General features: G+C 66.9%; 21 protein-coding genes. 5 read left to right on the top strand and 16 right to left on the bottom strand.

All coding sequences use genetic code 11. The features are described from left to right. Positions 1-5: 5 nt before the first annotated feature. From Mal64_RS14490 to Mal64_RS14475, 4 genes are read right to left on the bottom strand one after another with little or no spacing between them, the layout of a single operon-like run. The gene (locus Mal64_RS14490) at positions 6-824 is read right to left on the bottom strand and encodes a hypothetical protein (RefSeq protein ID WP_146401489.1); all 819 of its coding nucleotides are present in this window, start codon (positions 822-824) and stop codon (positions 6-8) included. Then, on the bottom strand, positions 817-1,680 hold the full coding sequence (locus Mal64_RS14485) for a hypothetical protein (RefSeq protein ID WP_146401487.1): 864 nt from the start codon (positions 1,678-1,680) through the stop codon (positions 817-819). Before Mal64_RS14485 ends, Mal64_RS14490 begins: the two co-directional genes overlap by 8 nt. Next, a complete protein-coding gene (locus Mal64_RS14480; RefSeq protein ID WP_146401485.1) occupies positions 1,673-2,530 on the bottom strand; it encodes a hypothetical protein in 858 nt (285 codons plus the stop codon). Before Mal64_RS14480 ends, Mal64_RS14485 begins: the two co-directional genes overlap by 8 nt. Further along, entirely contained in the window at positions 2,523-3,383 is an 861-nt protein-coding gene (locus tag Mal64_RS14475) for a hypothetical protein (protein WP_146401483.1), read from the bottom strand. The genes Mal64_RS14480 and Mal64_RS14475 overlap by 8 nt, the downstream gene beginning before the upstream one ends. Positions 3,384-3,526: 143 nt before the next feature. Between Mal64_RS14475 and trpB the strand changes: the two genes are divergently transcribed. Next, a complete protein-coding gene (gene trpB, locus Mal64_RS14470) occupies positions 3,527-4,759 on the top strand; it encodes a tryptophan synthase subunit beta (RefSeq protein ID WP_146401481.1) in 1,233 nt (410 codons plus the stop codon). After that, the gene (locus Mal64_RS19915) at positions 4,756-4,914 is read left to right on the top strand and encodes a hypothetical protein (RefSeq protein WP_197525782.1); all 159 of its coding nucleotides are present in this window, start codon (positions 4,756-4,758) and stop codon (positions 4,912-4,914) included. The genes trpB and Mal64_RS19915 overlap by 4 nt, the downstream gene beginning before the upstream one ends. Before the next feature lie 160 nt (positions 4,915-5,074). Here the strand turns inward: Mal64_RS19915 and Mal64_RS14465 are convergent, their stop codons facing one another. The 4 genes from Mal64_RS14465 to Mal64_RS14450 form a co-directional block, all read right to left on the bottom strand. Next, positions 5,075-6,421: an alkaline phosphatase family protein gene (locus Mal64_RS14465; RefSeq protein ID WP_146401478.1), complete on the bottom strand. Its 1,347-nt coding sequence runs from the start codon at positions 6,419-6,421 to the stop codon at positions 5,075-5,077. Between the two features lie 118 nt (positions 6,422-6,539). After that, on the bottom strand, positions 6,540-7,385 hold the full coding sequence (locus Mal64_RS14460; protein WP_146401476.1) for a sugar phosphate isomerase/epimerase family protein: 846 nt from the start codon (positions 7,383-7,385) through the stop codon (positions 6,540-6,542). 7 nt (positions 7,386-7,392) lie between these two features. Next, positions 7,393-8,340 carry a UbiA family prenyltransferase gene (locus Mal64_RS14455; RefSeq protein ID WP_146401474.1) on the bottom strand — a complete coding sequence of 316 codons (948 nt, stop codon included), beginning with the start codon at positions 8,338-8,340 and terminating at the stop codon, positions 7,393-7,395. Beyond that, positions 8,337-9,197 carry a sugar phosphate isomerase/epimerase family protein gene (locus Mal64_RS14450; RefSeq protein WP_146401472.1) on the bottom strand — a complete coding sequence of 287 codons (861 nt, stop codon included), beginning with the start codon at positions 9,195-9,197 and terminating at the stop codon, positions 8,337-8,339. The genes Mal64_RS14455 and Mal64_RS14450 overlap by 4 nt, the downstream gene beginning before the upstream one ends. Before the next feature lie 151 nt (positions 9,198-9,348). Here Mal64_RS14450 and Mal64_RS14445 point away from each other — a divergent pair, with 151 nt between their 5' ends. Next, the gene (locus Mal64_RS14445; protein ID WP_146401471.1) at positions 9,349-10,134 is read left to right on the top strand and encodes a hypothetical protein; all 786 of its coding nucleotides are present in this window, start codon (positions 9,349-9,351) and stop codon (positions 10,132-10,134) included. 23 nt (positions 10,135-10,157) lie between these two features. On the opposite strand, the gene Mal64_RS14440 is transcribed toward Mal64_RS14445, so the two are convergent. The 3 genes from Mal64_RS14440 to Mal64_RS14430 all read right to left on the bottom strand — a co-directional run bounded on the left by Mal64_RS14440 (position 10,158) and on the right by Mal64_RS14430 (position 15,605). Further along, positions 10,158-11,084: an ABC transporter ATP-binding protein gene (locus Mal64_RS14440; protein WP_146401470.1), complete on the bottom strand. Its 927-nt coding sequence runs from the start codon at positions 11,082-11,084 to the stop codon at positions 10,158-10,160. Positions 11,085-11,196: 112 nt separating this feature from the next. Further along, positions 11,197-13,728 (bottom strand): hypothetical protein, encoded by a 2,532-nt coding sequence (locus tag Mal64_RS14435; protein WP_146401468.1) that lies wholly within the window; start codon positions 13,726-13,728, stop codon positions 11,197-11,199. 218 nt (positions 13,729-13,946) lie between these two features. Beyond that, the gene (locus Mal64_RS14430) at positions 13,947-15,605 is read right to left on the bottom strand and encodes an ABC transporter permease (protein ID WP_146401466.1); all 1,659 of its coding nucleotides are present in this window, start codon (positions 15,603-15,605) and stop codon (positions 13,947-13,949) included. A gap of 511 nt (positions 15,606-16,116) precedes the next feature. Between Mal64_RS14430 and Mal64_RS14425 the strand changes: the two genes are divergently transcribed. Continuing rightward, a complete protein-coding gene (locus Mal64_RS14425; RefSeq protein ID WP_146401464.1) occupies positions 16,117-16,503 on the top strand; it encodes a hypothetical protein in 387 nt (128 codons plus the stop codon). Between the two features lie 60 nt (positions 16,504-16,563). Here Mal64_RS14425 and Mal64_RS20290 read toward each other — a convergent pair whose 3' ends face one another. Then, positions 16,564-16,692 (bottom strand): hypothetical protein, encoded by a 129-nt coding sequence (locus Mal64_RS20290; RefSeq protein ID WP_261342191.1) that lies wholly within the window; start codon positions 16,690-16,692, stop codon positions 16,564-16,566. A 515-nt stretch (positions 16,693-17,207) separates the two neighbouring features. Between Mal64_RS20290 and rpsU the strand changes: the two genes are divergently transcribed. Continuing rightward, entirely contained in the window at positions 17,208-17,408 is a 201-nt protein-coding gene (gene rpsU / locus Mal64_RS14420) for a 30S ribosomal protein S21 (RefSeq protein WP_146401462.1), read from the top strand. Between the two features lie 293 nt (positions 17,409-17,701). On the opposite strand, the gene Mal64_RS14415 is transcribed toward rpsU, so the two are convergent. The 4 genes from Mal64_RS14415 to ligA form a co-directional block, all read right to left on the bottom strand. Next, the gene (locus Mal64_RS14415) at positions 17,702-19,027 is read right to left on the bottom strand and encodes a hypothetical protein (protein WP_146401460.1); all 1,326 of its coding nucleotides are present in this window, start codon (positions 19,025-19,027) and stop codon (positions 17,702-17,704) included. A gap of 371 nt (positions 19,028-19,398) precedes the next feature. Continuing rightward, positions 19,399-20,229 (bottom strand): hypothetical protein, encoded by an 831-nt coding sequence (locus Mal64_RS14410; protein WP_146401458.1) that lies wholly within the window; start codon positions 20,227-20,229, stop codon positions 19,399-19,401. Positions 20,230-21,358: 1,129 nt separating this feature from the next. Continuing rightward, complete coding sequence (gene nadC, locus Mal64_RS14405; protein ID WP_146401456.1) at positions 21,359-22,288, bottom strand: carboxylating nicotinate-nucleotide diphosphorylase; 930 nt, start codon at positions 22,286-22,288, stop codon at positions 21,359-21,361. Positions 22,289-22,560: 272 nt separating this feature from the next. Then, positions 22,561-24,897: an NAD-dependent DNA ligase LigA gene (ligA, locus tag Mal64_RS14400; protein WP_146401454.1), complete on the bottom strand. Its 2,337-nt coding sequence runs from the start codon at positions 24,895-24,897 to the stop codon at positions 22,561-22,563. Positions 24,898-24,946: the final 49 nt, after the last annotated feature.

The following is a 24,946-nucleotide window of genomic DNA, read 5'->3' as shown; positions in this document are numbered from 1 at the left end:
GCGGGCTATCGGAGGCGAGGCAGTGGGGGCAGCGTGAGAGCTCGGTCCTGCGGCATGCAGTCCAGGGAATAGCCGGACCGCCGCAAAATCCAACACGCCAGTGCGACGGTCGCCACTGGAGGAAGGCATACAGCGAACAAAGAGCGGGCCGTATGAACACTGGGAGTATAGTTATCGATACCGTTCGGCGCCCGGTACGGGCCTAGGATCCAGTACCCGACCACCAGCGCGGGCAAATTCAGCGTGGTGAAAAAGACGCCGATGAATAGTTCCAGTCGAGAGAGCTGCGGCGTGGCGACAAGGTTCTTCCAGGCGAGCGTTGGCGACTCGCTCCCCACCATGGCCGCGATGAAAACCGCCATCGTGGTCCACGCGAGCAGCGAGCCGAGCGCTATCCGGCCGTTGTCGTCTATCCCCGCGACGAATAAACGCCAGCCGCTCAGGTTCCGCCACAGGGTGAGCAGCACCCACAGGCCGAAGCCTACGGTCAGGGGGACCACGAGAGCGACCGTTTCCCATGGCGCCGACACGAAGGCAACTAGGCCAGCGCCGATAAGGCCGCCGAGACTACGCAGGATAAAGGGGCTGGAGGCAAACGCCGCCCACGCGGCGCAGAGCCCCATCTGTAGGCCGGCAATGCCGTAGAGCGCTATATCGATCAACAAGGCGCGGTCGTTGTCGGGCTCGGGCATTCTTTCGAGAAACAGCGTGACAAGAAACCCGACGCCAACCAGCAAGGTCAGCGCTGCAAGCGGCGCGATCTCGCTCGACCTGACGCTAAACAGGCGAGGGGGTTTTGCATTCGTCGCGGGGAGCTCAGGCATCGGGCTTCGCCTCCCCGCGCACGAGCCGATAGCCGCACCAACGCAGGGCGAGCGCCGAAGCGCCGAGCATCGTTGCCGCCCCGAGGTCGATCCACGCGATCGTCGCCCATGCTTTGAGATACTCCGCCCAGGTGTTGGGGATATGGCTGGTGAAGAGCATGAAGGCGGCACTGCCCGCCGTGATCGGGACGAACGACGCGACGTAGGCGAGCACCGCCACGGGCCGCACTCGCCACGGCGCCAGCAGCCACGCGGCAACGGCGAAAACCGTTCCCATATTCAGACCGAACAGGGCGAGCACCTTGGCCATTTCGATCACGAAGTCGACTGCACCCACGGGGCCGGCGAATCGTGTTACGGTCGCCTTGAGAAGGGAGGCGACGAGCGCCGTGCCGGCGGTCCAGAGAAGCAGTTGCCCGAGGCCAAACTGTCTGGCGGCATGAACGGCCGTGGGCATTGCCGCCCGTTCGTCCGCCGACAGGCGCGTCCCCGACCGCTTTCGCCATACGACAAACACTCCGAGAAACAGCGCAAACAACGTCGTGATCCCGAGGAAGCCCATTAATTCGCCCACGACGGCGCAGAAGACGACCCCGATCATGGCGCTGGCGAGCGCCCCGGTCGGCAGCCGCGTGGCTGGCACGTAGGGGCTCCAGGCGGACCACATCGCCCAGAAGACCGGCAGGGAGATCATGCCGCCTAGTAGCGAGATCCGCCAGTTAACCTCGGACGGCTGCTGACCGATCGGATTGATGAGCAGGACCAGCACGACCTGGGTGAGCAAGATCGCCACGGGCCCCCACACCTCTTTGCGGCGCCAAGTGCTGAGCTTCGGCGGTGCGGTTGTCTCAGCCATCGCTTGCCTCCCCCCGCACGAGCCGGTAGCCGCACCAGCGCATCACCCACGCCGTCGCGGCGCACGACAGCGTTGCGCCCAGGCACACTGCGGCTATCTCTGCCCACAGTTGCGTGTACGAAACGACCCGCGAGGCTGGTTCAACGTAGCGGACGACGAACGTCATAGACGCAGTGACAGCGGCCAGCGAGATCGCTAGCAGCACCAGGCCACGGATGGCGCCCCGTGGGGGCCCCAAGACAATCAGCCCCGCCGCCAGAGGCGGGAGCATCGCGACTGTAAAGCACGAGCCGGTCAGGAAGATTAACTTGACTATCTCCCACGCCGATGTGTGAGCGGAATCCTTAGTGACAGTCACCAGACCAAGCGAAAGCAGCACGGCGCAGCAGGCGGTTAAGATCATCAGGTAACGCACCGTGAAGTGGCCGGTGCGCGCGCCCCGCGTGGTGTCGGTGGCGTCATCGCCGATGCCCAGTCGCCATCCGCCCCACGTGCGAGCCATGGCAAACCCCACCGCGGACGGTACGAAAAGCGAAGCGAACATCACCAAGCCTTCGGGGCGGCCGTTCGCGGCGCAGGCCGCAATCCCCAGCAAGACGCAGGCGCCAATGCCAGCGGCCCATCGCGTCACAACCGGCGTCGGCGCCCAAGCCGCCGCCACGGCGCATTGCATGGGGAGCGAGATCATCATGCCGATCAGCATGATGCGGGCGTCGTCTTCGGCGTTGCCGTTGGAGGTGGGGTTGGCGAACACGGTCAGCAGCGCGTAGGCCGCGATGACCGCCACGGGCCCCCACGCCTCCTTGCGGCGCCAAACGCTCGGCTTTGGCGGTGCGGTTGTCTCAGCCATCGCTCGCCTTCCCCCACACGAGCCGGTAGCCGCAGTAGCGGAGCAAGCACGCCGTCGCCACGGTTGAGAGTGTCATGCCGAGGCACACGATCGCAAACCCCGCCCAGTGCTCCCAGAACGTATAAAAAGTTTGCATGCTGGGGTTGATGGTGCGGAAGGTCGTCGCATTGGTGAACGTGATCGCGAAGCACGCCAAGAGCACGAGTCCGTAGCCTGCAGCGCCTCGCTGTTTTGTTCCCAAGACGAAGGCGCTCGCGAGCAGCGCCGGCAAGATCAACGCCGCGACGCAGGCAAAGCCTGTGAACGTTCCTGCCAATTCAACCGCGACGCCGCCCAAGCCGCCACGAGCCCAGAGGGCGATCCGGCCGATCGAAAGCAGGACGGCGCAGCCGAAGGTGAGGGCCATCAGGTAGCGGGTGGTGAAACGGAGGCCGGCGACTTCGGCCGACGAGCGGCCGAGGTCGCCCCGCCGGACGAGCCTCAGCTTGCCCCAATGGCGGGCCGCGGCGCCGGCGGCCGCGAATGGCAAGAACATCGCCGCGAACAACGCGAGGCCGAAGTAGCTGCCGTCGATCGCACAAGCGACGAGGCCCAGCAGCACGCAGACGCCGACGCCGATCGGAACCCGCAAGAGCAGTGGAGAGGGCGCCAAGGCGGTCCACAGGCCGCACTGCAGCGGCAGCGACATGAACGCCCCAAACTGCAAGCCCTTCAACCAAGTGAAGAAATCGTCAAAGTCGCCGCCCGGCGGGCGGGGCGGGACCAGGACGAAGCTGAGCGTGTAAGCCACGACGAGCAACGCTTGCGGCCACGCCTCGCGCCGCCATCCGAACCCGGGCTCGGGGGGTCGCACGGATTCAATCGCTGCCGCCATGCCCTGGGCGTCCGTGGTCGTGGTGCTAGAAAAGAGGGAGAGCGCCGCCTTGATTCGCGGCGCCGCGCGGCGGACAATCGTAAAGTGCTGGTGAGCCCGATGAGCCCCCCGAAGATACCACAATGACTGCTGCAGCTGTTCCCAACACCCCGGTCCCCGATGAGCAGGGCCGCTACGGCGATTTTGGCGGCCGCTACGTGCCCGAGACCTTGGTCCGCGCCCTCGACCAGCTCGCCGCCGAATATGAAAAATCGCTCACCGACGAGGCGTTCCAGGCCGAGCTGGCGGAGCTGCTGCGCGACTTTGTCGGCCGGGCCTCGCCCTTCTACCACGCCCGGCGGCTCAGCGAAAAAGCGGGCGGCGCGCAGATCTACTTCAAACGCGAAGACACGAACCACACCGGCGCCCACAAGATCAACAACACGCTGGGCCAGGCGCTGCTCACCCAGCGGATGGGCAAGACGCGTGTCATTGCCGAGACCGGCGCCGGGCAGCACGGCGTGGCGACGGCGACGGCCTGCGCCCATTTCGGCTTGCCCTGCGTCGTTTACATGGGCGAGGAGGACATCCGCCGCCAGGCGCCGAACGTGTTCGCGATGAAGCTCTTGGGCGCCGAGGTGCGGCCGGTTACGAGCGGCTCGCGCACCTTGCGCGACGCGATCAACGAGGCGATGCGCGACTGGATGTCGAGCGTCGAGACCACGCATTACATCTTGGGCTCGGTCGTGGGGCCGCATCCGTTCCCGCGCATTGTGCGGGATTATCAATCCGTGATCGGCCGCGAGACGATCGAGCAGTGCCAGGAGCGCCTGGGCCGGCTGCCCGACGCGGTGGTGGCGTGCGTCGGCGGCGGCAGCAACGCGGCCGGCATGTTTTATCCCTTTGTCGAACAAGGCCTTGTGGGCGAAGGCAAGGTCGAGCTGGTCGGCGTCGAGGCGGGCGGTCGCAGCGACACGCCTGGCGAGCACGCCTCGCCCCTGACCTACGGCCAGCCGGGCGTGCTGCACGGCAGCTTCAGCTACGTCATGCAAGACGACGACGGCCAGACTTGCGACGTGCACAGCATGTCGGCAGGCCTCGACTACCCCGGCGTCGGCCCCGAGCACAGCTACTGGAAAGACTCGGGCGCCGTTCGCTACACGAGCTGCCGCGACGACGAGGCGATGGCGGCGTTCGACGCCTGCTCGGCGAGCGAGGGGATCATGCCCGCCTTAGAATCGTCGCACGCCATCGCCAAGGCGATGGAGCTGGCCGGCGGCATGGACAAAGACAAGGCCGTGGTGGTCTGCCTCAGCGGCCGCGGCGACAAAGACGCGATCGAGATCGCCCGGCTCAAGGGAGTGCAGTACGGATGAACGCCGCCCTGATTTCTCTAACGCCGCTCTTGGCCCGCTTCTCGATCTTCCTGCCGCTCAGCACGCCGTCGAAGATCGCTGTGCTGATTGTCTTTCTGGTGATGCTCGGCGTGGTCGGCTGGCTGGTCTGGCCGCGCGGGCCGAAGGAAGAATAGTTCGGAGCGAGCGCAGCGAGCAGATGATCCCCCTCCACCTTTTGGGGGAGGGGTTAGGGGAGGGGGTCGGGCCTGAATCGGCTACGTCTCCATCCTGTGCCTGAACGATTTCACCCCTCCCCTAGCCCCTCCCCTTCCAGGGGAGGGGGGTATCCGCTTGCTACACCCCAAACTGCCGCAGCACCATCTCGCAAACGTCGACATCGGCCAGCGTCCGCTCGACGAACACGCCGCGCTCCGACGAGAGCATGACGCCGCGTTGGCGTTCTTCGCGTGGCGGGGCGCCGTGCGAGCCGCAGACCAGTGACGCGTCGAGCGGGATCGGGCCCAAGCCCGCCTTCATCGCCGCCATGTCGACGTGCATCTCGACCGGGTCGTACCCCGTCTTGCGGTGGATGTCGACTTGGCGGGCGAACGCCGGGGCTTTCTCGTCGTCGAGCCAGTAGTAGTAAGCCATCCAGCTGTTGGGCTCGGAGACGAGGACCACGTCGCCCGTGCGGTCGTGAGCGATCTCGTGCTTCGCCTGCTCGTCGGCGCCTAGCACCTCGGCCACCCCTTCGCGGTTCTTGAACAGCTCGACGACCTTCTGGATCGTGGCCGCGTCGCGGTCGCGCACGTAGACGTGGGCGTGCTGGTGGTCGGCCAGGGCCCAGGCCTGGCTCGCTTTGAGGTCGAGCCGCTCCTTGCCGTCGTCATCCAATGTGATCGTCGTCAGCCCCGCCTCGCGCAGCACGCGGTTCGGGTAGACGACGTGGTCGACGGGCGTCACCACGTACTCGCTCGCCGCGAGCCACAGGATGTGCTGATCGTCGCCGTAGGCGGCGCGGAAGCCGTCGGCCAGCCGGCCGATCTCGGCGTCGAGTTCGCCGAGCGCGGCGATCGCCTCAGGCGAGTCGGGCCCCAGCTTCTGCGACGCGTAGTCGAGGTGCTGCAAGTAGACGTAGAAAAAGTTCGGCTTGAAACGCTCGGCGCAGCGGATCGCGGAGGTGACGATCCACTCGGTCGACTTGATATTGGCCATCGGCCCCCAGAAGTGCTGCAAGGGGAAATGGCCCAGCTCGTCCAACAGCTCCTGGTACATCCCTTCGGGCTTGGTGTAGCACCAGAGCGACTCGCTGCCGTCGGGCTCGTGCTTGGGCGCCGGCCAGCAGACGTAGTCGGCGCCGCACCCCTTGGCGTAAAGCGGGAACCACGCCGCCGCGGTGAGCGAAGGGTCGAACTCGTGCATCCGGTCCCAGATCTGCGGCGCCTCGACCTTGTCGTTCCAGGCGGTCCACATCTCCAGCTCGCGCCGCTCGCGGTCCCACAAGCCATTGGACGTGATGCCGTGCCCGGCGGGCGGCAGGCCGGTGGTCATGTTCACCTGCACCGGGCAAGTGACCGCCGGCAGGCTGGCCGCCATTGGCGCTCGGTCACCGTCCCCCATCAGCGACGACAACTGCGGCATGTGCGCAAGGTCTTGCTCTCGCAGGGCGGGGATCGACAGAAGGACAACGTGTTCACGCATCGCGGTATTCAGCTTTCAAAGTAGCCGACGACCCACGGTCGTCGGAGAGCGTTCGGGTGATTCTCCGGCGGCTGTAAGTCGCCGGTTACTGCCGATTGGCTAAGGGAGATCGCTTGCACTACGGGCTGCTCCGCAGCAGCGGGGCGAGGAAGTCGTAAGCCGCCCGCGCCTGGCGGGGCCCGTCGTGGCTGTGGCGGCTGAGCTCCACGGCGAGCGGTCCATCGTAGCCGATCTTTTGCAGAGCGGCGACGACCGGCGGGAAGTCGATCTCGCCCTCACCAAAGGGCAGGTGCTCGTGGGCGCCCGCCCGCATGTCCTCGATGTGGACGTTCACCAGGTCATCGGCGAAGCGTTCGATGAGGTCCGCGATCGGCGTCTCGCCCTGGCAGTGCAAGTGGCCGATGTCGATCGTGAGCCGCAGCGACTCGCCGTCGGGGCCGAGGCGCTCTTTGAGCCCCGCGTAGTCGGCGAGCGTGGCGATGAGCATCCCCGGTTCCGGCTCGAAGGCGACCGCCACACCACGCGCGGCGGCGTGCTCAAGCGTGTCAACGAGCCCGGGCACGAGTCGCCCGATCGCCGCCTCGCGGTCGGCGTTGTCGTGCACGACGCCCGACCAGACCGACACGCACGTGGCGCCCAAGTCGGCGGCCAAGTCGATCGCGCGGCGGTAAAAATCAACGCGGCGTTCTCTTCCCCCGGGATCGGCCGAGACGAGCGTCGGCTCGTGCTTCGTGCGCGGGTCGAGCAGGAAGCGGGCGCCGGTCTCGATCGAGAGTTTCAGGCCGAGTCGCTCGGCTTCGCTTCGCAGCTTGGCGGTCTGCTGCTTCAGGCCGTGGGCGAGCGGGTTGAGCACGCCGTGGTCGATCGTGATCGCGACGCCGCGGTAGCCGATCTCCGCGAGCAGGTCCATGGCGTCGAGCGGCGCGTGGTGCGCGAGGCCGTTGGTGTTGTAGCTGAGGTGCATGCGTCGGTTAGGTTTGAGCGATGAACCGCGACAGCGCTTTGGTGAGGGGCCACAGCGCCAAGATCGCCGCACCCCACGCCACGCTCCCTGTGTAGCCCCAGGCGAGCGCCGCGTCGATCGTCACGATCGACGTGATCGCCGCCCCAACGGCCGCCTGGATCCTCGTCGGCTCGGGCCGCACGACGGCGTGGGCGAAGCGGCGACCGAGCATCAAGGCAATGACGCCCCACAGCGTGAGCCAGGCTTCAGGGGATTGCTTTAATGGAAAAGAGTGGGCAAGTATTATTGGCAGCAATGCGTAGTACGAAAGACCAATGGAAATGACTACGGAACAACTTATTAGGTGGCTGCGAAGAATCTTCTCTGTCTCGGAATGTGCGAGTGAGCTGAATCCAAACACATATAACACAATTCCAGCTACCGGTAAGAGTTTCATAACTAACGGGTCTGGTGTGATCGCTACATCACTGTCGTAATGAAAAACTGAATACCCAACCAGCACATTGAGTAGGCGACAGATTCCCAGTGCCAATGGACCGTCATCACTATGCTTGCCAAAGCGGTTGTAGTACCAGATCGCAATCGCCAACATCACACAACACAGCCATGGTGCATGGCTGTGTGCAACCACGCTCGCTAGCGACGCCGATACGATCCCACATGCGATGAGAGTCCAAGTGGTCGCACTTGCGGCACGCAATGATACCCATCCCGAGGGGATCGGCCTGCACGGCCGCTCCTCGGCGTCGATCTCGGCGTCGAACCAGTCGTTCATCGCCATGCCGGCCGAGTAGAGGCAAAGCGACGCGAGTGTGAGCCACACGAGCTCCCAGCCGGGCGTCGCGCCGCCGGTGGCGATGGCGTAGCCCATCCACACGTCGGCCGCCGCGGTGGGGGCGTTCGAGATGCGCAGCAGCCGGGCCCAGGCGAGCGCCTTGGAGAGCCGGGCGCTCATGACGCGCCCAGCAGCGGCTCGAGGTAGCGCTTCGCCTCGGTGGCGGCGCCGTCGGGGTCGTCGCCGTACGGGTAGAGCTCCACCGTGAGCCAGCCGTCGTAGCCGGTGCGGCGGATCGCCTCGATTGTCGCCGCGAAGTCGATCGCCCCGTGGCCCGGGATCAGGTGCTGGTGGACCCGCGTGGCGGCGATGTCCTCGAGGTGGTAGTGGACCGTGTGCTCGGCCATCCGCTCGACCCAGTCCTGCGGGTCCTCGCCCACGCAGTAGGCGTGGCCGATGTCGAAATTGAGCCCGATCTGCCCCTCGCCCAGCCGGCCGACCAGCTCCAGGTACTGGTCGAACCGCTCGACCAAGAGTTCCGGCTCCGGCTCGACCAAGAGGCCGACGCCGAGTTGCTTGGCGCGCTCGATGCAGGGCGTGAGTTCTTCGCAGAAGATGTCGAGCGCCTCGTCGCGCGACTGGTTACCGAACTCGGGCCCTTCAAACGCGGGGCCCCCCGGCTCGGTCGTGATGTGCGGCGCGCCGAGCTCCGCGGCCAGTTCGAGCGCCCGCAGCGTGTGCTCGCGGCGGATCGCGCGGTAGTGCGGGTCGGGGTCGGTCCAGCTCGGGTGCCAGTAAGGCTGCCGCGGGTCGGCCACGGCGTTCATCATGAACGCGTTGACGTTGGAGATCGTCAGGTGGCTCTCGGCGAGCGCGTCGCGGATCGCCTGCTTCTGCACACCGAGCAACCCGGCGGGCCAGGCGTGCGGCACGTCGGCGAGGATCTCGATCCCCGTGTAGCCGGCCGCGGCGATGCGCTGGCAGGTCTCGCGGAATTCGTGAGCGAGGTAGGCGTTGGAGCTGAAGGCGAGTTGCATGAAGGGGCTTTAAAGAGTGTGAAGAATACGTGTTTTCTTGTATTGGAAGTGGAACGTCTGCTAAAATATAATGTGAATGGTATCGTATCCGCCGGCAGCGGCTCTTGCCCGGTCTCGTCTCCTCTTGTTCTCTAAGCCACAGGATTCGCTCATGATCCGCCACACCATCATGCCTGTATTGGTTTGTGTATGTTTACTGCACCTCAGCGATGTGGCTCGGGCCGTTACCTTTCAAATCGATCCGGCACAGAGTCATCTGTCGATCACGACCTTTGTCTACGGACCCAATAGTGTGAGCGGCGTTGAGGCGTCGACGGGGTCGTGGACAAGCAGGTTGGGTGGAACGGTCGAACTCGATTTTACCGACACCACGGCGCGGTTGCTGCACGGAACGGTCCTCGAGCCGCTTGAAGACTTGGTCGTTGAGCCGGGGACCGAGAGCGACCCCAACAATCCGGCGCCGGCCTCGTTCTTGACGGAGTTCATGAACGATTCTGGCGGTGGGTCTCCTTTGAGCGGCCGCTCAGGAGCGACTCGTGGGTTGAAATTCAGAATGTACGACGACAATATCGCACGCACCCGATCGGGCGACACGATCGGACCGGCTTTTGTTTTCGGAGAGGTGGTGACGGGCGTTGTGGATGCCGGCTCGATTAGCGTGGATCTGACCAACGGAACATCCTACAACGTGAACGAGGCGCCGAACGTCATCGACGACACGTTGGTCATCGAGAACGGCCTCGCAACCCTCACGCTGAACGTCTCGTGGTTGACCGAGACTTTTGCGGGCGACGACCCCCCGCTTGACCCCTCCCTCGGGATTTGGCACGAGGGACTCGTCGTGGCCACGGCGCAGGTGCCCGAGCCAGCCGGCGCGGCGCTGTTGCTGGTTGCGAGCGGCGGGTTTGCCGCGGCGTCGCGACGCGGTCGCGGCTGATCCTCCCGCGTGAGGCAAATTACTCACGTCACCAACCCCTTAGTGACCATCATAAAGACATCCTCCAAGGTCGGCTCCTTGTCGGCGAACGACACGAGGCCGACCTTGGCGGCGACCAGCGCCCGCATCAGCCGCTGCACGTCGTCGTCCGTGCCGGCCAGCTCGACCGTGGCGCCGCGCGTCTCTTCCTGGATCGCGCGCACGTTGGGGTCGCTGCGAACGAGGCTCAGGCCGGGCGCCGGGTCGCCGGCGAAGCGGACTACGAGGTGGCGGTTCTGCTGGATCTTGCGGTAGACCTTGTCGATCGGCCCGGAGAGCAACAGCTTGCCGCGTTCGATGATGCCGATGCTCGTGCAGACGTCGGCCAGCTCGGTGAGGATGTGGCTCGAGATGAGGATCGTCTTGCCCATCTTGCGGAGCTCTTTGAGCAGCGCTTTGACCTCAAGCCGGGCACGCGGGTCGAGGCCGCTCGCCGGTTCGTCGAGGATCAGCACCGGCGGGTCGTGGACCAAGGTCTTGGCCAAGCAGAGCCGCTGCTTCATGCCGCGCGACAGGCCGTTCACGTAGTCGTCGCGCTTGTGCGTGAGGTCCAAGAGCTCGAGCACGTCGCCAATGACCCCCTTGCGCTGCGCCTTGGGGATCTCGTACGCCACGGCGAAGAAGTCGAGGAACTCCCACACCTTCATGCCGTCGTACACGCCGAACATGTCGGGCATGTAGCCGACCGAGCGGCGCACGCCGATCGGGTCGTCGTTCACGCTGCAGCCGTTCACCGTCGCCTCGCCGTGCGTGGCGCGCAGCAGCGTGGCGAGGAAGCGGATGGTGGTGCTCTTGCCGGCGCCGTTGGGGCCGATGAAGCCGAACATCTCACCCGCCCCGATGTCGAGGCTCAGGTCCTCCACCGCGACGAAGTCGCCGTAGGTTTTGCCGAAGTTGCGGATCTCGATCATGCGACGAGCTTTTTAGCTGTTAGCGGTGAGTCGTGAGCGACTGAGAAAGGACTTGTTCTTTTTCCCCTCACCCTTGGGGGAGGGGAGTGCGGCAGGAAAGCCTTTGGCCTCACTACCCCCCGTCGTTGGTCTGTGTCACATCGATCGGCGCGTTCTTGTCGTTCACGGGCGGCGGCGTGGGGCCGTAGCGGAGGTGCATCACCACCAGAGCGGCGCCGCCCGCCTGCGACGAATCGGGGCTCACGGTGAGCCCGTCGAGCGGGCCGGCGACCGAGGCGATCACACGCCGCTCGCCCGGCTCGAATTCGCGCGCGTCGAGCGCCAGGGCAAAGAGCGGCTCGAGGTCGAGGGTCTTCGCGTCGGCGCCGCGATCGGCGCGGGCTTGCTGCCTCTGCGCAGCGAAAGGCGCCGCGTCGCCCGCCATCGTTGGACGCAGGGCGATCGGCGTCGCCTCGCCGGGGGGGAGCTCTCCGATCCAAACGCCGTCGAGTCGCGGCTTGGCGGCTTTGCCCTTAGAGCCGCGCGAGCCGTCGCGTCGCTCGACGATCACCAGGTTCTCGAACCGCAGCTCGGAGTGGTTCTCCAGTTGATCGACGCCGTTGTACGACTTGCCAACCCGCAGCAACGGGCCGAGGTCGCGCACCTCCTCGCTCATGACAAAGTCGGTCGACGCCGACGAGATCGTCATGCCCTTCAGGCGTGAGCGCTCCAGCCGCTCGTAGCTCACCGGAGCCAGGCCGCTGAGCCGGGCGCGGTCGTCCTGCGGGCCGCGCCAGAAGGGTGTGGCGACCGCCGTGGGGTTGTCGAACTCCAGCTCGTAAGCGGCCGAGAGCGACGTGTAGAACGCGTTGTAACGGGTGACCCACGCCCGCGGGTGCTCGGGCTGGGTCTCGATCACGGCGATCTCGGTCCGGGCGCGGACAAAGCCGATATCGAGCTGCGCCTGACGAACCACCACCAGGGCGCCGAGCAGGGCGATGATCGGCGCGGCGATCCACGCCAACTCGACCCGGCCGAGCGCCTTGAAGAAGAGCCAGTTCATCGGCACAAGCAGCACGAGGTAGGCGGCGAGCCAGGCGGCGACGAAGCCGGCGCCCGGCACCGTGACGCCCGCCGCCTTGCGCAACGCCTCGCGGGCCGCGTTGGCCACGGGCGTGTCGCTACGCCAGGCGGCGACGCCGCCGCGGCGCTTGGGGGGAACAGCCGTCTTGAGGCCCGCGAGACTCTGGACGCCGCGGGACGTCGTCGGCGGGGCGTTGAACCTGAACCCGCCGGCGACCTGCGCGTCTTCGTCCACGAAGCTGGCGGCGAGATCGCCATCCACCGCCGCCGCGTCGCGCGCGAACACCCGCACACGGCTGTTGAGCGCCGGGTCGAGCTTCAGCGGCTCGGGGCCGTCCCAGTAAACGACCGCCAGCGAGGGATTGAACCGGTTGGGCTTGAAGAGGCGAGGCGGGCGACGCAGCAGCACGGCGTTGTAGAAATTGTCCACGCCGTCGCGCCAGTTGATCAGATCGGGTTCGGCGAGTTGCATGGCGGTAACGACCATGCGTCCGCGGCCCACCCGGCGTTCGGCCACCAAGCCGTCGAGCCCCGGCGCCCACGCGCCCGCGGGGCGCTTCGTGAGCCGCACGCCCGACCACGGGCGCGAGACCTTCAGCTCGCCGGAACGCCGCGCGACGCCGTAGCGGCTGGCCAGCGGGGCGAGGTCGGCTGCGACGATCTCCCGGGCGCCGGCCGACTCGGCGGGCAGGAACTCGTCGAGGAACGAGCCTCGCAACAGGTCGAGCGAGTCGGGCCCGTTCACCAGCATCACGCCGCCCCAGTGGAGCCAGTCGACCAGCGCGTCGCGCTGCGTGGGACGCAACGCCTCGGGGTCGACCTCGTCCCACACGACGCAGGCGATCGAGGTCCAGGCTAGCGGGTTGTCGGGCGCCAGGATGCCGAACTCGGCGTCGTCCACCCGCGGTGCGACCACGCGGTAGTTGCGATCGGCGTCGAGCGTCGACGGCGCGGTCATCGGCGCGAGGGCGCCGAAGTCGACGCTGTCGGGCAGCGTGGCGTTGACGCTGTAGAGGCTGTCGAGGAACCCGTAACGCGAAGCCTCTTTGGCGAGCACCAAGAAGTGGTACTGGTGATCGAGCAGCGTCTGGACAGTGAGCGGCGCGTCGTCGACCAGGGCGCCGCTCTTGCGGTCGCGGAGCGTTGTGCGCATGCGCAGCTGGCCCGCTTCGATCGGCGGCCAGACGACCGATTCGACTTGCTTGGGCGCCCCCTTGGGCAGCACGATGTCGCGGCTGAAGGAGAGGGCGAACGGTGCCCCGGCCGTGGGCAGGGGGTCGTTCTGCTCGTCGACGAACGACTGCGAGAGCAAACCTTCGAAGTCCTCCGCGTTCGACTTGGCGCCTTGCGCCACCGACGACCAGTGGCCCGGCTTGAACAGCATCGACGGCGCGTCGCGGCGGCCCGGCATGGGAGTGGGCAGACTGAGCGCGATCCCCTTCTGTTCCTGCTCTTGCTCAGCCTTCTTCTTGGCCAGCTCCTCGGCCTCTTGAGCGAGTCGCGCCGCGCGCTCCTGCGGCGTTTCGGTGCGACAACTGCAGCCCGGCGCCGTGAGCATCGCCGCGGCGAGGAGCAGCAACATCAACCTCGCCCACATCAGAGGCGCAGGTCGTTTGTGATTCTTGATAGGTGACAAGCCGCGCGCCTCGAGCCTCGTGGTTCCGGTCCCGCCATTCTAGCGTGTGAAGAGCGACGATGTAGCCATGGGGGGGCTCGCTGGGTGATTTACCCCTAAGAAGAGTATCGTTGTGCTGTAGGAGACGCCTCCCGCCGGTCCGCCGGTCGACTGCCCGGGGCGAGTCAGACGCCGCCGGCCATCGATCGCCGCCACAGCACGATGGCCGCCGCCGCCATCGCGGTGTAGCCGAGCATCAGCACCAAGCAGATCGCCGCCACGCGGTCTTCGACCCCGTAGTGCAACAGCGAAAAAACACGGACCGCCAGCGGCGGCGTGCCGGGCGGGGCGACGAGCACCGTGGCGGCCAGCTCGCCCAGGGCGACGGCTAACGCCGCCAGCCAGGCGGCGGCGAACGCCCCGAGACGCATCGGCGCCGCGACCCCCCACAACCTCCGCAGCGGGCCGGCGCCCTCGAGGCGGGCCGCGTCGAGCGCCGATTGCGGCACGCTCGCCAAGGGGGGCCACAGCACGAGCGCGGCGATCGGCGTGGCGCGCACGGTCTGCGCGATCCAGGGGCCGGTTTGGGTGTGGTCGTAGAGCCACGCCAGCCACCAAACGGGCGAGTCGGTCGGCTGGTTCAGCAGGCGGATAATGGCGAGCCCCAGCAGCGGCCCGGGTATCGCCAGGGCGAACGCCATCAGCGCGGTCGTGAGCGGCGCCACGCCGCGCCGCAGCCGCCACGCCGCCAGCGCGCCGAACACGACCGCCGAGGTCGCCGCCGCCGCGCCGACAAGCGTGCTCTGCGTCAGCTCGCGGCGGTGCTGCCACGGCGCCGCGGCGATGGCGCCGATGAGCTTCGTGGCGGACCTCTGCCGCTGAACCGTGTCGCCCGCCGGCACGACCTCCGTCCCGGCGTTCGAGGCGAGCGCGGCAACCGGCACGCCGACCACCAGCAGCATGAGCATCGCGAGCGTCGCGGCGCCGAGCGGCCGCCATCGCCCCAACTCGGCGCGCCACGCCGGGCGACGCTCGGCGGTGGCGTCGACCCTCACCGATCGGCGGACGAGCATCAGACTCGCGAAGGCGCCGAGGGCGACGAGGCCCACTCCGCCGGCCAGGGCCAGGCGGCCCCGCACGGCGCCAGGCGGCAGCGCGGCGTCGGGCGTCGCGGTGAAATCCAGCGAGCCGAGCGCCGCCTGGGTGTACACCTCCTCGGCGAAGGTGCGCACCTGGTACAGGTCCGTGACGGTCATCTCCGACGCCGCCACAGCCGCCGCCCACAAGGCCCCCGCCGCTAGCGCGCCCGCGGCGAGCGGCAGCGTGATGCGACGCAGCACCCGGTGCGGCGGGGCGTCGAGCAGGGCGTCTTCTTCGAGCTCCGCGTCGACCGACCACAGCCCGGCGGCCGCGATCATGGCGACCCACGGCGTGGCCGCCATGGCGTGCACCCAAACGGCGCCTCGCCACCCGGCGATCAGCGGCGCGCTGCTCAAACCATCGGATGCAGCGAGAGCCAGCCATGGCGTTAGCACGCCGGAGACGCCGAGGGCGGCGTCCCAGCCGGCGGCGACAAAGTGCAGCGGCGTGAACATGCCGGCCACGAGCAACAGCAGGGCAGGGCGCCGGCCGGGCGTGTCGGTTTTGGCCAGCAGCAGAGCCAGCAAGAGGCCCAGCGGCAGGGCGATCGCCACCGAGAGAGAGGCCAACTGGGCGCTGCTGGCCAGCAGCCCACGAACCCGCTCGCCCGCCACGGCAGCCAGCAGGACCGCGGCCAGCAACCCAGCCATCAGGCCGGTTTGCCGGGCGAAAACCGCCGGTATTGCACGTTTGTGGGAGGACATCGGCCCGATTTTAGTCGCCGCGTCTCGGCTTGGGGCCCGGATTTTTGGGCTGACGAGGTTGTCGCCAGGTGACAGGATTATGTTGCGAGGGGATCATCGGCTCGATAAAATAGAGGGAGAGGCGCCGGCGACTCCCTAGAACGACTCCTCTTATCTGATTCTCATCCTCGTCGCCGCGACGCCCGCCTTGGTAGGGAACGGCTCGCTGTTCGCGAGGCGCCCCTGTCGGGGAATGCTTCTGTCGTCGAATCGCTTTACGTCTGACCAAGCCGCGACCCACCTCGCCCTCGACGCGTTCCGACGCTCGGCGGTGAGCTGATCATTTCTAGCTGCGACGCGAACGAGAAGAGGCGCTCGGCCTCGCGTCCGAAGGACCCCGCCTTGATCTTGGGGGGCCCAGGGAGCGCGGACCGAACCGGCGATGTTTCGGGTTTTCAGCGCTCTGCCGGTCGCCCCTTGGCGAGGCGACCATCGGGCTCTGCGCATCGGCGTAGCGAGGAGTCTTGTTCGGATGGGTATCCAGGTCCACTGCCCCCATGGGCATGTCTTCAAGGTCAAGAACAAGTACGCCGGCAAGAAGGGCCTTTGCCCGCGGTGCGAGGGGCAGGTCGTCGTGCAGGTGCCCGACGTCATGCACTCCAACGAGGCCGAACGCGCCCTGAAGCAGGCCCGGGCCGACGAGATCCGCGCCCACCACCCGGTGCGGGCGGGCGGGAGCAAACCCGTGGGGTCGGATTCCTCGGTGTTCGACGATCACCCGCACGAAGACGCCAGCAGCAGCGGCAGCCTGCTCAGTTCGAGCGTCATCCGCCACAACCGCCGCTGCGAGTGTGGCGCCTCGGCGCCGATGTGGTTCGCCAAGTGCCCCGGCTGCGGCAAGTTCTTCGAGCATCGCTGAACAGGGGCCGGCCTCCGCTTTTCCCATCGCACGCCCGCGCGTGGCCCTTGGCAGGGGCCGTCAGCTGCTGGCCATCTCGGCCAGAGCCGACTCGATCCGCTCGTTGAGCGAGTCGAGGGCCTCGATCAATTCGTCTTGGCGACGGTCGAGGCTGGAGATCCGCTCGTCGACAGGCTTGTTTGCTGACATGCAGAATCTCAGAGCGCTTGTGTGCGTGGCGGCGACGCCAGCGGGGGTGCTGGCGTCGCCGCCCCAGGGGGGGGTAGGCCGCGAGGGAAGCGTTGGGGGAAACGCCTACAACCTCGTTTGGCGCCGGTCGCGTTCGGGGGGGAATCACGCCGGCGCTCTGGCGGCCGCAGTAGGAGATCGGCGTCGCGACGCCCGCTAGCCGAGCCGTTCCTGCCTCCAAGACCGTGCAAAAACCGCATGAGGCGCCGGTTTTACGTGGCGTAGCGGTCCGCCAAGCGGGGGGCTTTTTGCCGGCTAGGACAGGTCCTGACAGTTAGGTCCGCAATAGGGCGCCAGGCCGCTGGGGGATGCCGAAGAGATGGTAGAACAGTTCCCCAAGGCGTCTGGCGTCATCGGCGGGAACTGCTATACTGCATGGCTCGGCGCACAAAGAGGGCCCCCACCGGGGGCGGCCGAACCCCTCGCGCCCCCTAAATTCACCGCCCCTTACATTCACCCAAGAGCGACGAAAAGACGTGGTTAAGCTTACGCTTCGAGACAAGGAGACCGCTCAAGAGGCCGTGCGGAGGTTCCGCAAGCTGGTCGAGCGCAGTGGCATCAAGAAAGAGATGCGTATCCGCGAGTTCTACGAGAAGCCGAGCGCCACGAAGCGTCGCGCTAAGTTGCGCGCCCAACGCCGCAACCGCCGCGAGCGTTTGCTCAGCAGCCGCGCCTGATCGCGGCCGTTCCACGGCACGCCCATTTTTGATTCGCCCCTGATTCGGCGTCCCCTCTGCTGGGGGCACGGACGCGAGGGGCGATTTTTTTGCGCGCTGTCCGCGGCGCCAAGTCTTTCGGCAGGCCAGATTCCCGTGGCAGGCCAGCTTCCCCGTCAGCCAAACCCCCGCCGTTTCGTTTTGCTGACCGCGCATAAGCGGGGCCGGCTCTTTTCAGAACCGGCCCCGCCGTCCCCCCCTGGTGTGTCGTCGCGTCGCCCACCCCCCGGAGAGCGACGCGGCTGCGTCGAGACTCAGAAAGTCGCCTCGCCGCGGACGAAGAAGCCGTCGAAGCCGAGGATGTTCGCGTCGTCGAACCGCAGGTCATTCGCGGCGTCGTTCACTTGCACCTCGGCGCCCATGCCCAGATCGTGCCAGGCCTGGAAGAAGTAACCACCCGAGAGCGACATGTTGCTGGTCAGGAAGACCTTGCTGCCGATCTCGATCTCGGTGACCGGAACCACACGGGTGAAGTCGGCTTGGTCGACGGCCGTGGTGCCCTGGACCCGCACGCCGCCGTTCTCGTTCCACGACTCGCGGTGGTACGAGGCGTTGCCGAGCAGGGCGGCGATGTTGCCCTTCACGTACACGCTGGCCACGCCGCAGGGACCGAAGTAGCGGCGTCCCTCCATGCCGAACAGCAGGCCGGCGCCGTCGAAGTCGAACTGGTCGTAGGCCGCGTTGTCGGCGCCGCCGGCGAGTGCACCGACGGCGTTGTTGTCGACGAAGCCCGCCCGGTCCCAGCCGCCGTTGGCGACACGAACGCCGCCCATCCACTTGATGTCCCACGAGGGGCAGCAGCAGCCGCAGCAGTCGTTGCACGTGCCGCACCCGCCGCAAGCACACGGATCGAAGGGCTCGCTTACGGCCCCGCCGAGCGGGATGCTGCGGGCGAACGTGAGGTCCCAGTAGTCCATGTCGACATTGGCGCTGAGCGTGACCACGCTGCCGGTGCTCGGGCCGTTGGCGCCGACGCCGGTGTCGCCGTTGCCGATGATCCCGTCACCGAAGGTCGGGCCGTCGAACGTGGTGAACGGGGTTTGGAACGGGAACGTGCCGGCGGTCTGTGTGCCCCCGGCGTTGCTCGTGAGGCTCGTGCCCGAGAACCGCAGCTCGTCGCCGCAGCAGTTCAGGCGGTAGCCCGCGAAGTAGCGGAACGACCCCTCGTAGTCGAAGTCGTACGGCACGTAGGTGCGCGTGGCGACCGCGTCGGGGGCGGTGATCGATGGGGTGAACGTGTAATTGACGAACGAGGTCGCCTCGCTGAAGTTGGCGCGGGCGTAGATGTACTCGCCGCCGACAAAGAAGCCCGGCTGGCAGGCGCCCGATCCGCACCCGGCCGTGTCGCAGCAACCGGTGGAGCAGCCGTCGAGGCAGTCGCCGCAATCATCGCAGTCGCAGAATCCCGAGTCGATCGAAACGCCGTAATCTTCGCCGCACTGGCCGTTGCAAGAAGCGAGCAGCACGCCGCTCGCCGAGGCCTCTTCGGACGCGCCCGTCTGTTGGGCCGTCGCCGTGGCGCAGAGCAGCAATGCCGTTAGACCGAAAGCGCAAGCGCGCACTCCGAGTGTACGTTTCATCAGGTTCCCCCCCGTCGAAAGATAGTTGCTACGCCGCGGCTGCGGTCCCCGAGGGCCCGCCAAGCGGCGTGTAATCAGCGTTTGCGGTGTTTGCCGCCCGGGTCCCGACACACTCCCCATGTCGAGCCCGGCCCAATTGAGATCGGGAACGTTGCAGCCGTTACTTTGGGATTCTTCGGCACAACCTCGAAAATCCCCCCAGCCGTCACGACCCAATCAGCCCCGACAACCGGAGGTGGGCGTCGCTCGCGGCGGGCACGAAACCGCTAGGCGCACGAAAAAACCGCCCCCCGGCCAAGCCGGGGGGCGGTTATGCAAGCAATCAATGCATCGGGAGGCGGGCTTCCTGCTGCCTCTGGCCGGTTGTCGCCTCAGCGACGCCTGCGGGCAAGCAGGCCCGAGAACGCCAGAGCCAGCAGCGAGCCGGCCGCCGGTTCGGGGATGACCACGTCGGGCACGATGACCTTGTAGTCGTTCACCGGGGCCATCTGGCCGGCCGAGGTCCGAGCGAAACCGATCTTCTGTTGCTGCTCGTCGACCACCGGATCGATGATGGTCGCCGTCGTCGACATCGGCGCGGTCGTGCCGCTGGTGCTCTGCGACGAGGTCACGGTGATCATCGAATTGTCCGCCATCCCGTTCCCGTCGTTGTTGTTCATGTCGAACATCACGTGGCGGAAATCGGGCATCAGGTTGGCGTTCGGGTCGTCCGGCTGGATCTGGAACCGCAGCGAGAACGATTCGCCCGGCGCCAGGCCTTCGGTGAAGTTGATCGCCAGGAAGTCTTGGCTGGCCAGGTCGGCCGACGAGACGCCGACGCCGTTGATGTACGACGAGTAGAACTCGGTCGTGTACTCGGTGTCGTTCAGGTCGCTGTAGAAGCCGGCCCCAAGAACCTGGGAGAAGTTGTAGTCGACGTCGCCGATCTTGATCACCGCCTGGTCGTAAATGATCTCGTCCGACGTGTTGACCACGCACAGGTAGGGCTGCGAGTGCCGCTTCATCTCGACCATGGGGTCGCCGCACAGGTACTGCGAGCCGGTCATGTTGAAAGCCGTTTCCTCGTAGGCTCCGACGCCGAACATGAAGTCGTTGACCGTGATCGCGGCCCGCGACTCGCCGGCCGAAAGCAACGCCGTGGCGGCCGCCAGAGCGATCGCGGCGAGCTGAAGCTTGCGAGGTAGTGATTGATTGAGAGTCATCTGTTGAGTCTGCCTTGGTGTTGGAAGTCTCCCACGCGCAGTCCTTGGCGGGAGGCTCATCGATTGCTTGCTTGGTGTCCCTGCGATTCCTTCCCCCCAAGGGAAAAATCGCGTCGCTGAAAAAATGCCCGCTGCGTCGTGCAAATAAGCAGAGCGACGCGCGAGGGAGCCGGTCCCACCCCAAGGGTGAAACGGCGTACGGAATGGGAATCCGGCGGCTAAGAAGGCCGCGATGCGGTGGATGTGCGCATCGCTGGAAGGAGGCTCACACACGGCGAGAATCAGCCCCCGGGGGGCGTGTCCTCAGAACGCGCGCAGATTGAGCCGGTGGAGCGTAGCCGCTGCAAGGACCGCGGAGCATTCAACGAGGAAGATGGCGATTGGCCGAGGCCAATCACGGCTTCATCGGACGACCGGTCAAGGATCTCTCGGGGGCCAAAGAAAGAGCCCACCAAGCAGGTCGAGAGTCGTCAGCGCCTCGTGAATGTCGCAGGCGTCACCACGGATTGCTCCGTCGCCGCCAGATTGACACTCATGAGTACGACTCCTGAAAACGCCTGTGAAGTACGTTTTTGACCTTGTTTAAGCAGAATTCCGGCGGAATAGCCGCGCCGACAAACCGAGTATGATCGCCTCCCGCAAGGCTGTCAACGAAATTAGATGCGGAATCCGTAGGGCGATCGGGGGGATCGAGTGGGTCCCATCCCCCCACCTATGAGGCCGTCAGGTCCCCCTGTTTGTCACCCCGGGCGCAAAAAAAGACGCGGCGGGGTCTGGAGCCTTGCAAGGCCCCATCTCCCGCCGCGCCGATGTCAGGAAGCCCCTCCCCAAGTTCTCCCAACCCCGAACGTTACAACACGCCGTCGGCCAGTCAATTTTGGCCAGCTTCGGTCTGCCGAAAACGATTGCGAGCCCCGTCGAGCGGGCGGCCTGTCGTGCCGGTTCTAGCGGTCCGCTGCGGACCGGTTGGCTGGCCACCGGTCGCGCCGCGACCATGGCGCCGGCTCGGCGCCGGGGCCGTCGCGGAAATCCCTAGAGCGCACTACTGGTAGCCGTAGCGTCGTTTTCGCCATATCGATGTCGAATCACACCGCCACACACGCTACGCATCTGTGCGATTCGCACTAAGTCACGGCTTCCAATCGAGGCCCAGGTCGAGCACCGGCGCCGAGTGCGTTAGCGCTCCCACGCTGATGCGGTCGACCCCCGTCCGCGCGATGCCGGCGATCGTGTTGAGGTTCACCCCGCCCGATGCCTCGAGCACGGCGCGATGGGAGGCGCCCTCGCTTGACCGCTCGTTGCGGATCGCCACCGCCTTGCTCAGTTGTTCGTTCGACATGTTGTCGAGCAGCACGACGTCGGGATCGGCCATCAGCGCGTCGCGCAGCTGGTCGAGCGAGTCGACCTCGATCTCGTAGACAAGCCGCCCGGCCGCCGCCGGGTCGAGCCGCGCGCACTCGGCCCGCGAGCGCTCCAGCGCGCCGGCCGGCGAGAGGTCGAGTCCTTCGGCGTGGGCCAGGTGATTGTCTTTGATCATCACCGCGTCGTAGAGGCCGGTGCGGTGGTTCGAGCCGCCCCCCATGCGGACGGCGTACTTGTCGAGCCGTCGCCAGCCGGGCAGCGTTTTGCGTGTGTCGTACACGCGGGCGGTGGTGCCGGCGATCGCGTCGGCGTACTGCTTGGCGAGCGAGGCGACGCCCGACAACCGTCCCAAGAAATTCAGCACCGTCCGCTCGCAGGTTAAGAGGTCGCGCGCCAGGCCCGTGAGCCGCAGCACGGCTTGGCCCGGCTCGACCAGATCGCCGTCGTGGGCAAGCGCCTCGCACTCGGCGCCGGCGCCCGCCGCCGCGAACACCGCGGCCGCGATCCGCTCGCCCACGAACACGCCGTGCTGGCGCGACACCACGTCGGCCGCGCTCGGCGTCGCCTCGCCCACCAGCGAGGCGGTGGTCCAGTCGCGCTGGCCCTCCAGGTCTTCGTCGAGCGCGAGCCGCACCAATTGGCGCAGGTCGTCGGCGAGGGCGTCGTCCCACGAGACGGGCGTAAAATCAGCGGGCATTTGTTTTCACCACAGAGAGCAGTTTCACCACAGAGGCACAGAGAGCACGGAGAAAGCATTGAGTTCATCGTATGGCCGAAGGCTTATCCCACCGTAGCCTGGGGCAAGCGAAGCGCCGCCCTAGGTTCGCGTAGCAAAAAGCGTTGACGCCATGCCGACCTAGGGCGTTGCCCTAGGCTACGGTGAGCATGGCCTTCGGCCAAGAGCCGCGACGCCTCCTGCTCCGCGTTTCCTCTGTGGGCTCTGTGCTCTCTGTGGTTAAATCGCCGTGGTTAATCCGTAGCGGCAAGAAGCTGCTCGAAGTCCGTTTCGCTGAGCACCGGCACGCCGAGCTTCTCGGCCTTGGCGAGTTTGCTGCCCGCCTTCTCGCCCGCCACCAGGTAGTCGGTCGATTTCGACACGCTGCCCGTCGGCTTGCCGCCGTGCTGGGCGATGAGGCCCTCGATCTCCGAGCGGCTGTACTTGGTCAGCGTGCCGGTGACGACCAGCGTTTTGCCAGCCAACGCGGCGCCGAGCGTCGCGGGCCGGTCGGCCGCCGTCTCTTCGAGCCGCACGCCCGCCTCACGTAGCTCGTCGATCACGTGCCGGCCCTTCGCGCTGCGGAGGTACTCGGCGATCGAGCGGGCGATCTCGTCACCGATGCCCGACTCGGCGCCGTCGACCTTGAACGTGGCGATCTCTTCTTCGGAGGCCGCCGTGAGAGCGTCGATCGAGCCGTAGTGGGCGGCCAAGATCTGCGACGCGGTCGAGCCGACGTGCCGCACGCCGAGCCCGACCAGCACGCGGGCGAGTCCGCGCTGCTTGGCCGCCTCGATGCCGGCGAACAGGTTGTCGGCCTTCTTCTCGCCCATCCGTTCGAGGGCCAATACGGCGTCGCGCTTCTCGTGCAGCGAGAACAGGTCGCCGTAGGAACGGACCAGTCCGGCGTCGAGCAACTGCTCAACGACCTTCTCGCCCATGCCGTCGATGTCCATCTGGCTGCGGCCGGCGAAGTGGATCAGCCGCTCCTTGAGCTGCGCCGGGCACTCCGGGTCGGAGCAGTAGCGGCCCGACTCGTCGAGTTCGCTGAGCGGCTCGGGGTGGGGGATCTCGCTCGGTTCGCGCCCCGCCTTTTCGGCCGCCTTCTTCTCGCGCTCGACGCGCGCCTGGTAGCTAGTGATGTCGTTCTGTCGCCGTTGGTCGTACTCGATCAAGACCTCGGCGCCGCAGACGGGGCATGTCACGGGCGGCTCGATCGGCGTGGCGCCTGCGCTGCGTTTCTCGAGCACGACGCTCACGACCTGCGGGATGATTTCGCCCGCCTTCTCGATCACCACCGTGTCGCCGGTGCGGATATCCTTGCGGCGGACCTCGCCGAGGTTGTGGAGCGTGGCGTGCTGCACCGTGGTGCCGGCCACGAACACCGGCGTCATCTTCGCCCGCGGCGTGAGCTTGCCGGTCTTGCCGACCTGCCAATCGACCTCCAGCAGCTCGGTGACGGCCTGCTCGGCGGCGTACTTGTACGCCATGCACCAGCGCGGGAAGCGACTCGTGTAGCCGAGTTGTTCCTGCAGGTCGTAGCGGCCCACTTTCACCACCACGCCGTCGGTGCCGTAGCCGAGCCCCGCACGATCGGTGGCGAAACCGTCGATGTACGCGAGCGCCGCTCGCATGTCGCCGCAGGCCTTGGTCAACGGGTTGGTCGGCACGCCCCAGTCGGCGAGCGCGGCGAGCCAATCCTCGTACGTTGCGAAGGGGGCGCCGGTGAGTTCGCCTTGGCCGTGGGCGATGAACCTGAGGCCGCGGGCGGCGGCGACCTGCGGGTCGAGCTGCTTGAGAGTGCCGGCGGTGCCGTTGCGCGGGTTGACGATCGGCTCCTTGCCCTCGGCCACGAGTGCGGCGTTGACGCGCTCGAAATCGGCCTGCGGCATGACGATCTCGCCGCGGACCTCGACGACCTCGGGCACGGGCCGTTTGCCCGATAGGGTGAGCGGCACGGAGCGGATCGTTCGCACGTTAGCCGTGATGTCGTCGCCGCGGCGACCGTCGCCACGCGACAGCGCCTGCACAAGCTTGCCCTCTTCGTAGCGCAGGCTCACGGCGACGCCGTCGATCTTCGGTTCGCAGGTGTATCCGCCATCGACCGGGTAGCCGTGCTCCTCACCCCAGGCGAGCCGCTCGGCCCGAACGCCGGCCAGCTCTAGGCGTCGGTCTTCGATCTCTTTGCGACGCCGCGTCGTCGCGTCGTCCCGTTTGCCCTTTAGCCCTTCGTGCTCGGCGCCGAGCGCCGTGATCTCGGCCTCGAGCGCCGCGATCTCGGGATCGACCGCCTCGAAGCAACGCCGCGCCCACTCGCCCAGCTCCGCCGCGTCGTACGAATTGTCGATCGAGTACATCCGCCGCGCGTGCTCGACGGTTTGGAACCCATCGATCGGCTCGCCGGCGACGCGCTGCGTCGGGCTGTCGGGCGTGACGAGCTCGGGGTGCGCGGCCTCCAGTTCTTTGAGCCGGCTGAGCAGCCGGTCGTACTCCTGGTCGGAGACCGTCGGCGTGGCGTCGACGTAGTACCGCCGGTCGTGCCCGCGGATCTCGTCGCGGAGGCGTTCGATCTCTTGGTGGAAGTCCGCCATGATGTGAGCAGTTCGGTGTGGGAGGCGTCTCCGACGCCGATAACGCGAT

Source organism: Pseudobythopirellula maris, assembly GCF_007859945.1.
Taxonomy (GTDB): domain Bacteria; phylum Planctomycetota; class Planctomycetia; order Pirellulales; family Lacipirellulaceae; genus Pseudobythopirellula; species Pseudobythopirellula maris.
This window is presented reverse-complemented; position numbering and strand designations above follow the sequence as displayed.

Bases quoted from the DNA above. Each gene is read 5' to 3' on its own strand.
- Mal64_RS14415 (WP_146401460.1), bottom strand. From the start codon at position 19,027: ATGAAACGTACACTCGGAGTGCGCGCTTGCGCTTTCGGTCTAACGGCA.
- Mal64_RS14465 (WP_146401478.1), bottom strand. From the start codon at position 6,421: ATGCGTGAACACGTTGTCCTTCTGTCGATCCCCGCCCTGCGAGAGCAA.
- Mal64_RS14435 (WP_146401468.1), bottom strand. From the start codon at position 13,728: ATGTTGCTGCTCCTCGCCGCGGCGATGCTCACGGCGCCGGGCTGCAGT.
- Mal64_RS19915 (WP_197525782.1), top strand. From the start codon at position 4,756: ATGAACGCCGCCCTGATTTCTCTAACGCCGCTCTTGGCCCGCTTCTCG.
- Mal64_RS14425 (WP_146401464.1), top strand. From the start codon at position 16,117: ATGGGTATCCAGGTCCACTGCCCCCATGGGCATGTCTTCAAGGTCAAG.
- Mal64_RS14445 (WP_146401471.1), top strand. From the start codon at position 9,349: ATGATCCGCCACACCATCATGCCTGTATTGGTTTGTGTATGTTTACTG.
- ligA (WP_146401454.1), bottom strand. From the start codon at position 24,897: ATGGCGGACTTCCACCAAGAGATCGAACGCCTCCGCGACGAGATCCGC.
- Mal64_RS14430 (WP_146401466.1), bottom strand. From the start codon at position 15,605: ATGTCCTCCCACAAACGTGCAATACCGGCGGTTTTCGCCCGGCAAACC.
- nadC (WP_146401456.1), bottom strand. From the start codon at position 22,288: ATGCCCGCTGATTTTACGCCCGTCTCGTGGGACGACGCCCTCGCCGAC.
- Mal64_RS14480 (WP_146401485.1), bottom strand. From the start codon at position 2,530: ATGGCTGAGACAACCGCACCGCCAAAGCCGAGCGTTTGGCGCCGCAAG.
- Mal64_RS14410 (WP_146401458.1), bottom strand. From the start codon at position 20,229: ATGACTCTCAATCAATCACTACCTCGCAAGCTTCAGCTCGCCGCGATC.
- Mal64_RS14485 (WP_146401487.1), bottom strand. From the start codon at position 1,680: ATGGCTGAGACAACCGCACCGCCGAAGCTCAGCACTTGGCGCCGCAAA.
- Mal64_RS14460 (WP_146401476.1), bottom strand. From the start codon at position 7,385: ATGCACCTCAGCTACAACACCAACGGCCTCGCGCACCACGCGCCGCTC.
- Mal64_RS14440 (WP_146401470.1), bottom strand. From the start codon at position 11,084: ATGATCGAGATCCGCAACTTCGGCAAAACCTACGGCGACTTCGTCGCG.
- Mal64_RS14450 (WP_146401472.1), bottom strand. From the start codon at position 9,197: ATGCAACTCGCCTTCAGCTCCAACGCCTACCTCGCTCACGAATTCCGC.
- Mal64_RS14455 (WP_146401474.1), bottom strand. From the start codon at position 8,340: ATGAGCGCCCGGCTCTCCAAGGCGCTCGCCTGGGCCCGGCTGCTGCGC.
- Mal64_RS20290 (WP_261342191.1), bottom strand. From the start codon at position 16,692: ATGTCAGCAAACAAGCCTGTCGACGAGCGGATCTCCAGCCTCGACCGT.
- trpB (WP_146401481.1), top strand. From the start codon at position 3,527: ATGACTGCTGCAGCTGTTCCCAACACCCCGGTCCCCGATGAGCAGGGC.
- Mal64_RS14490 (WP_146401489.1), bottom strand. From the start codon at position 824: ATGCCTGAGCTCCCCGCGACGAATGCAAAACCCCCTCGCCTGTTTAGC.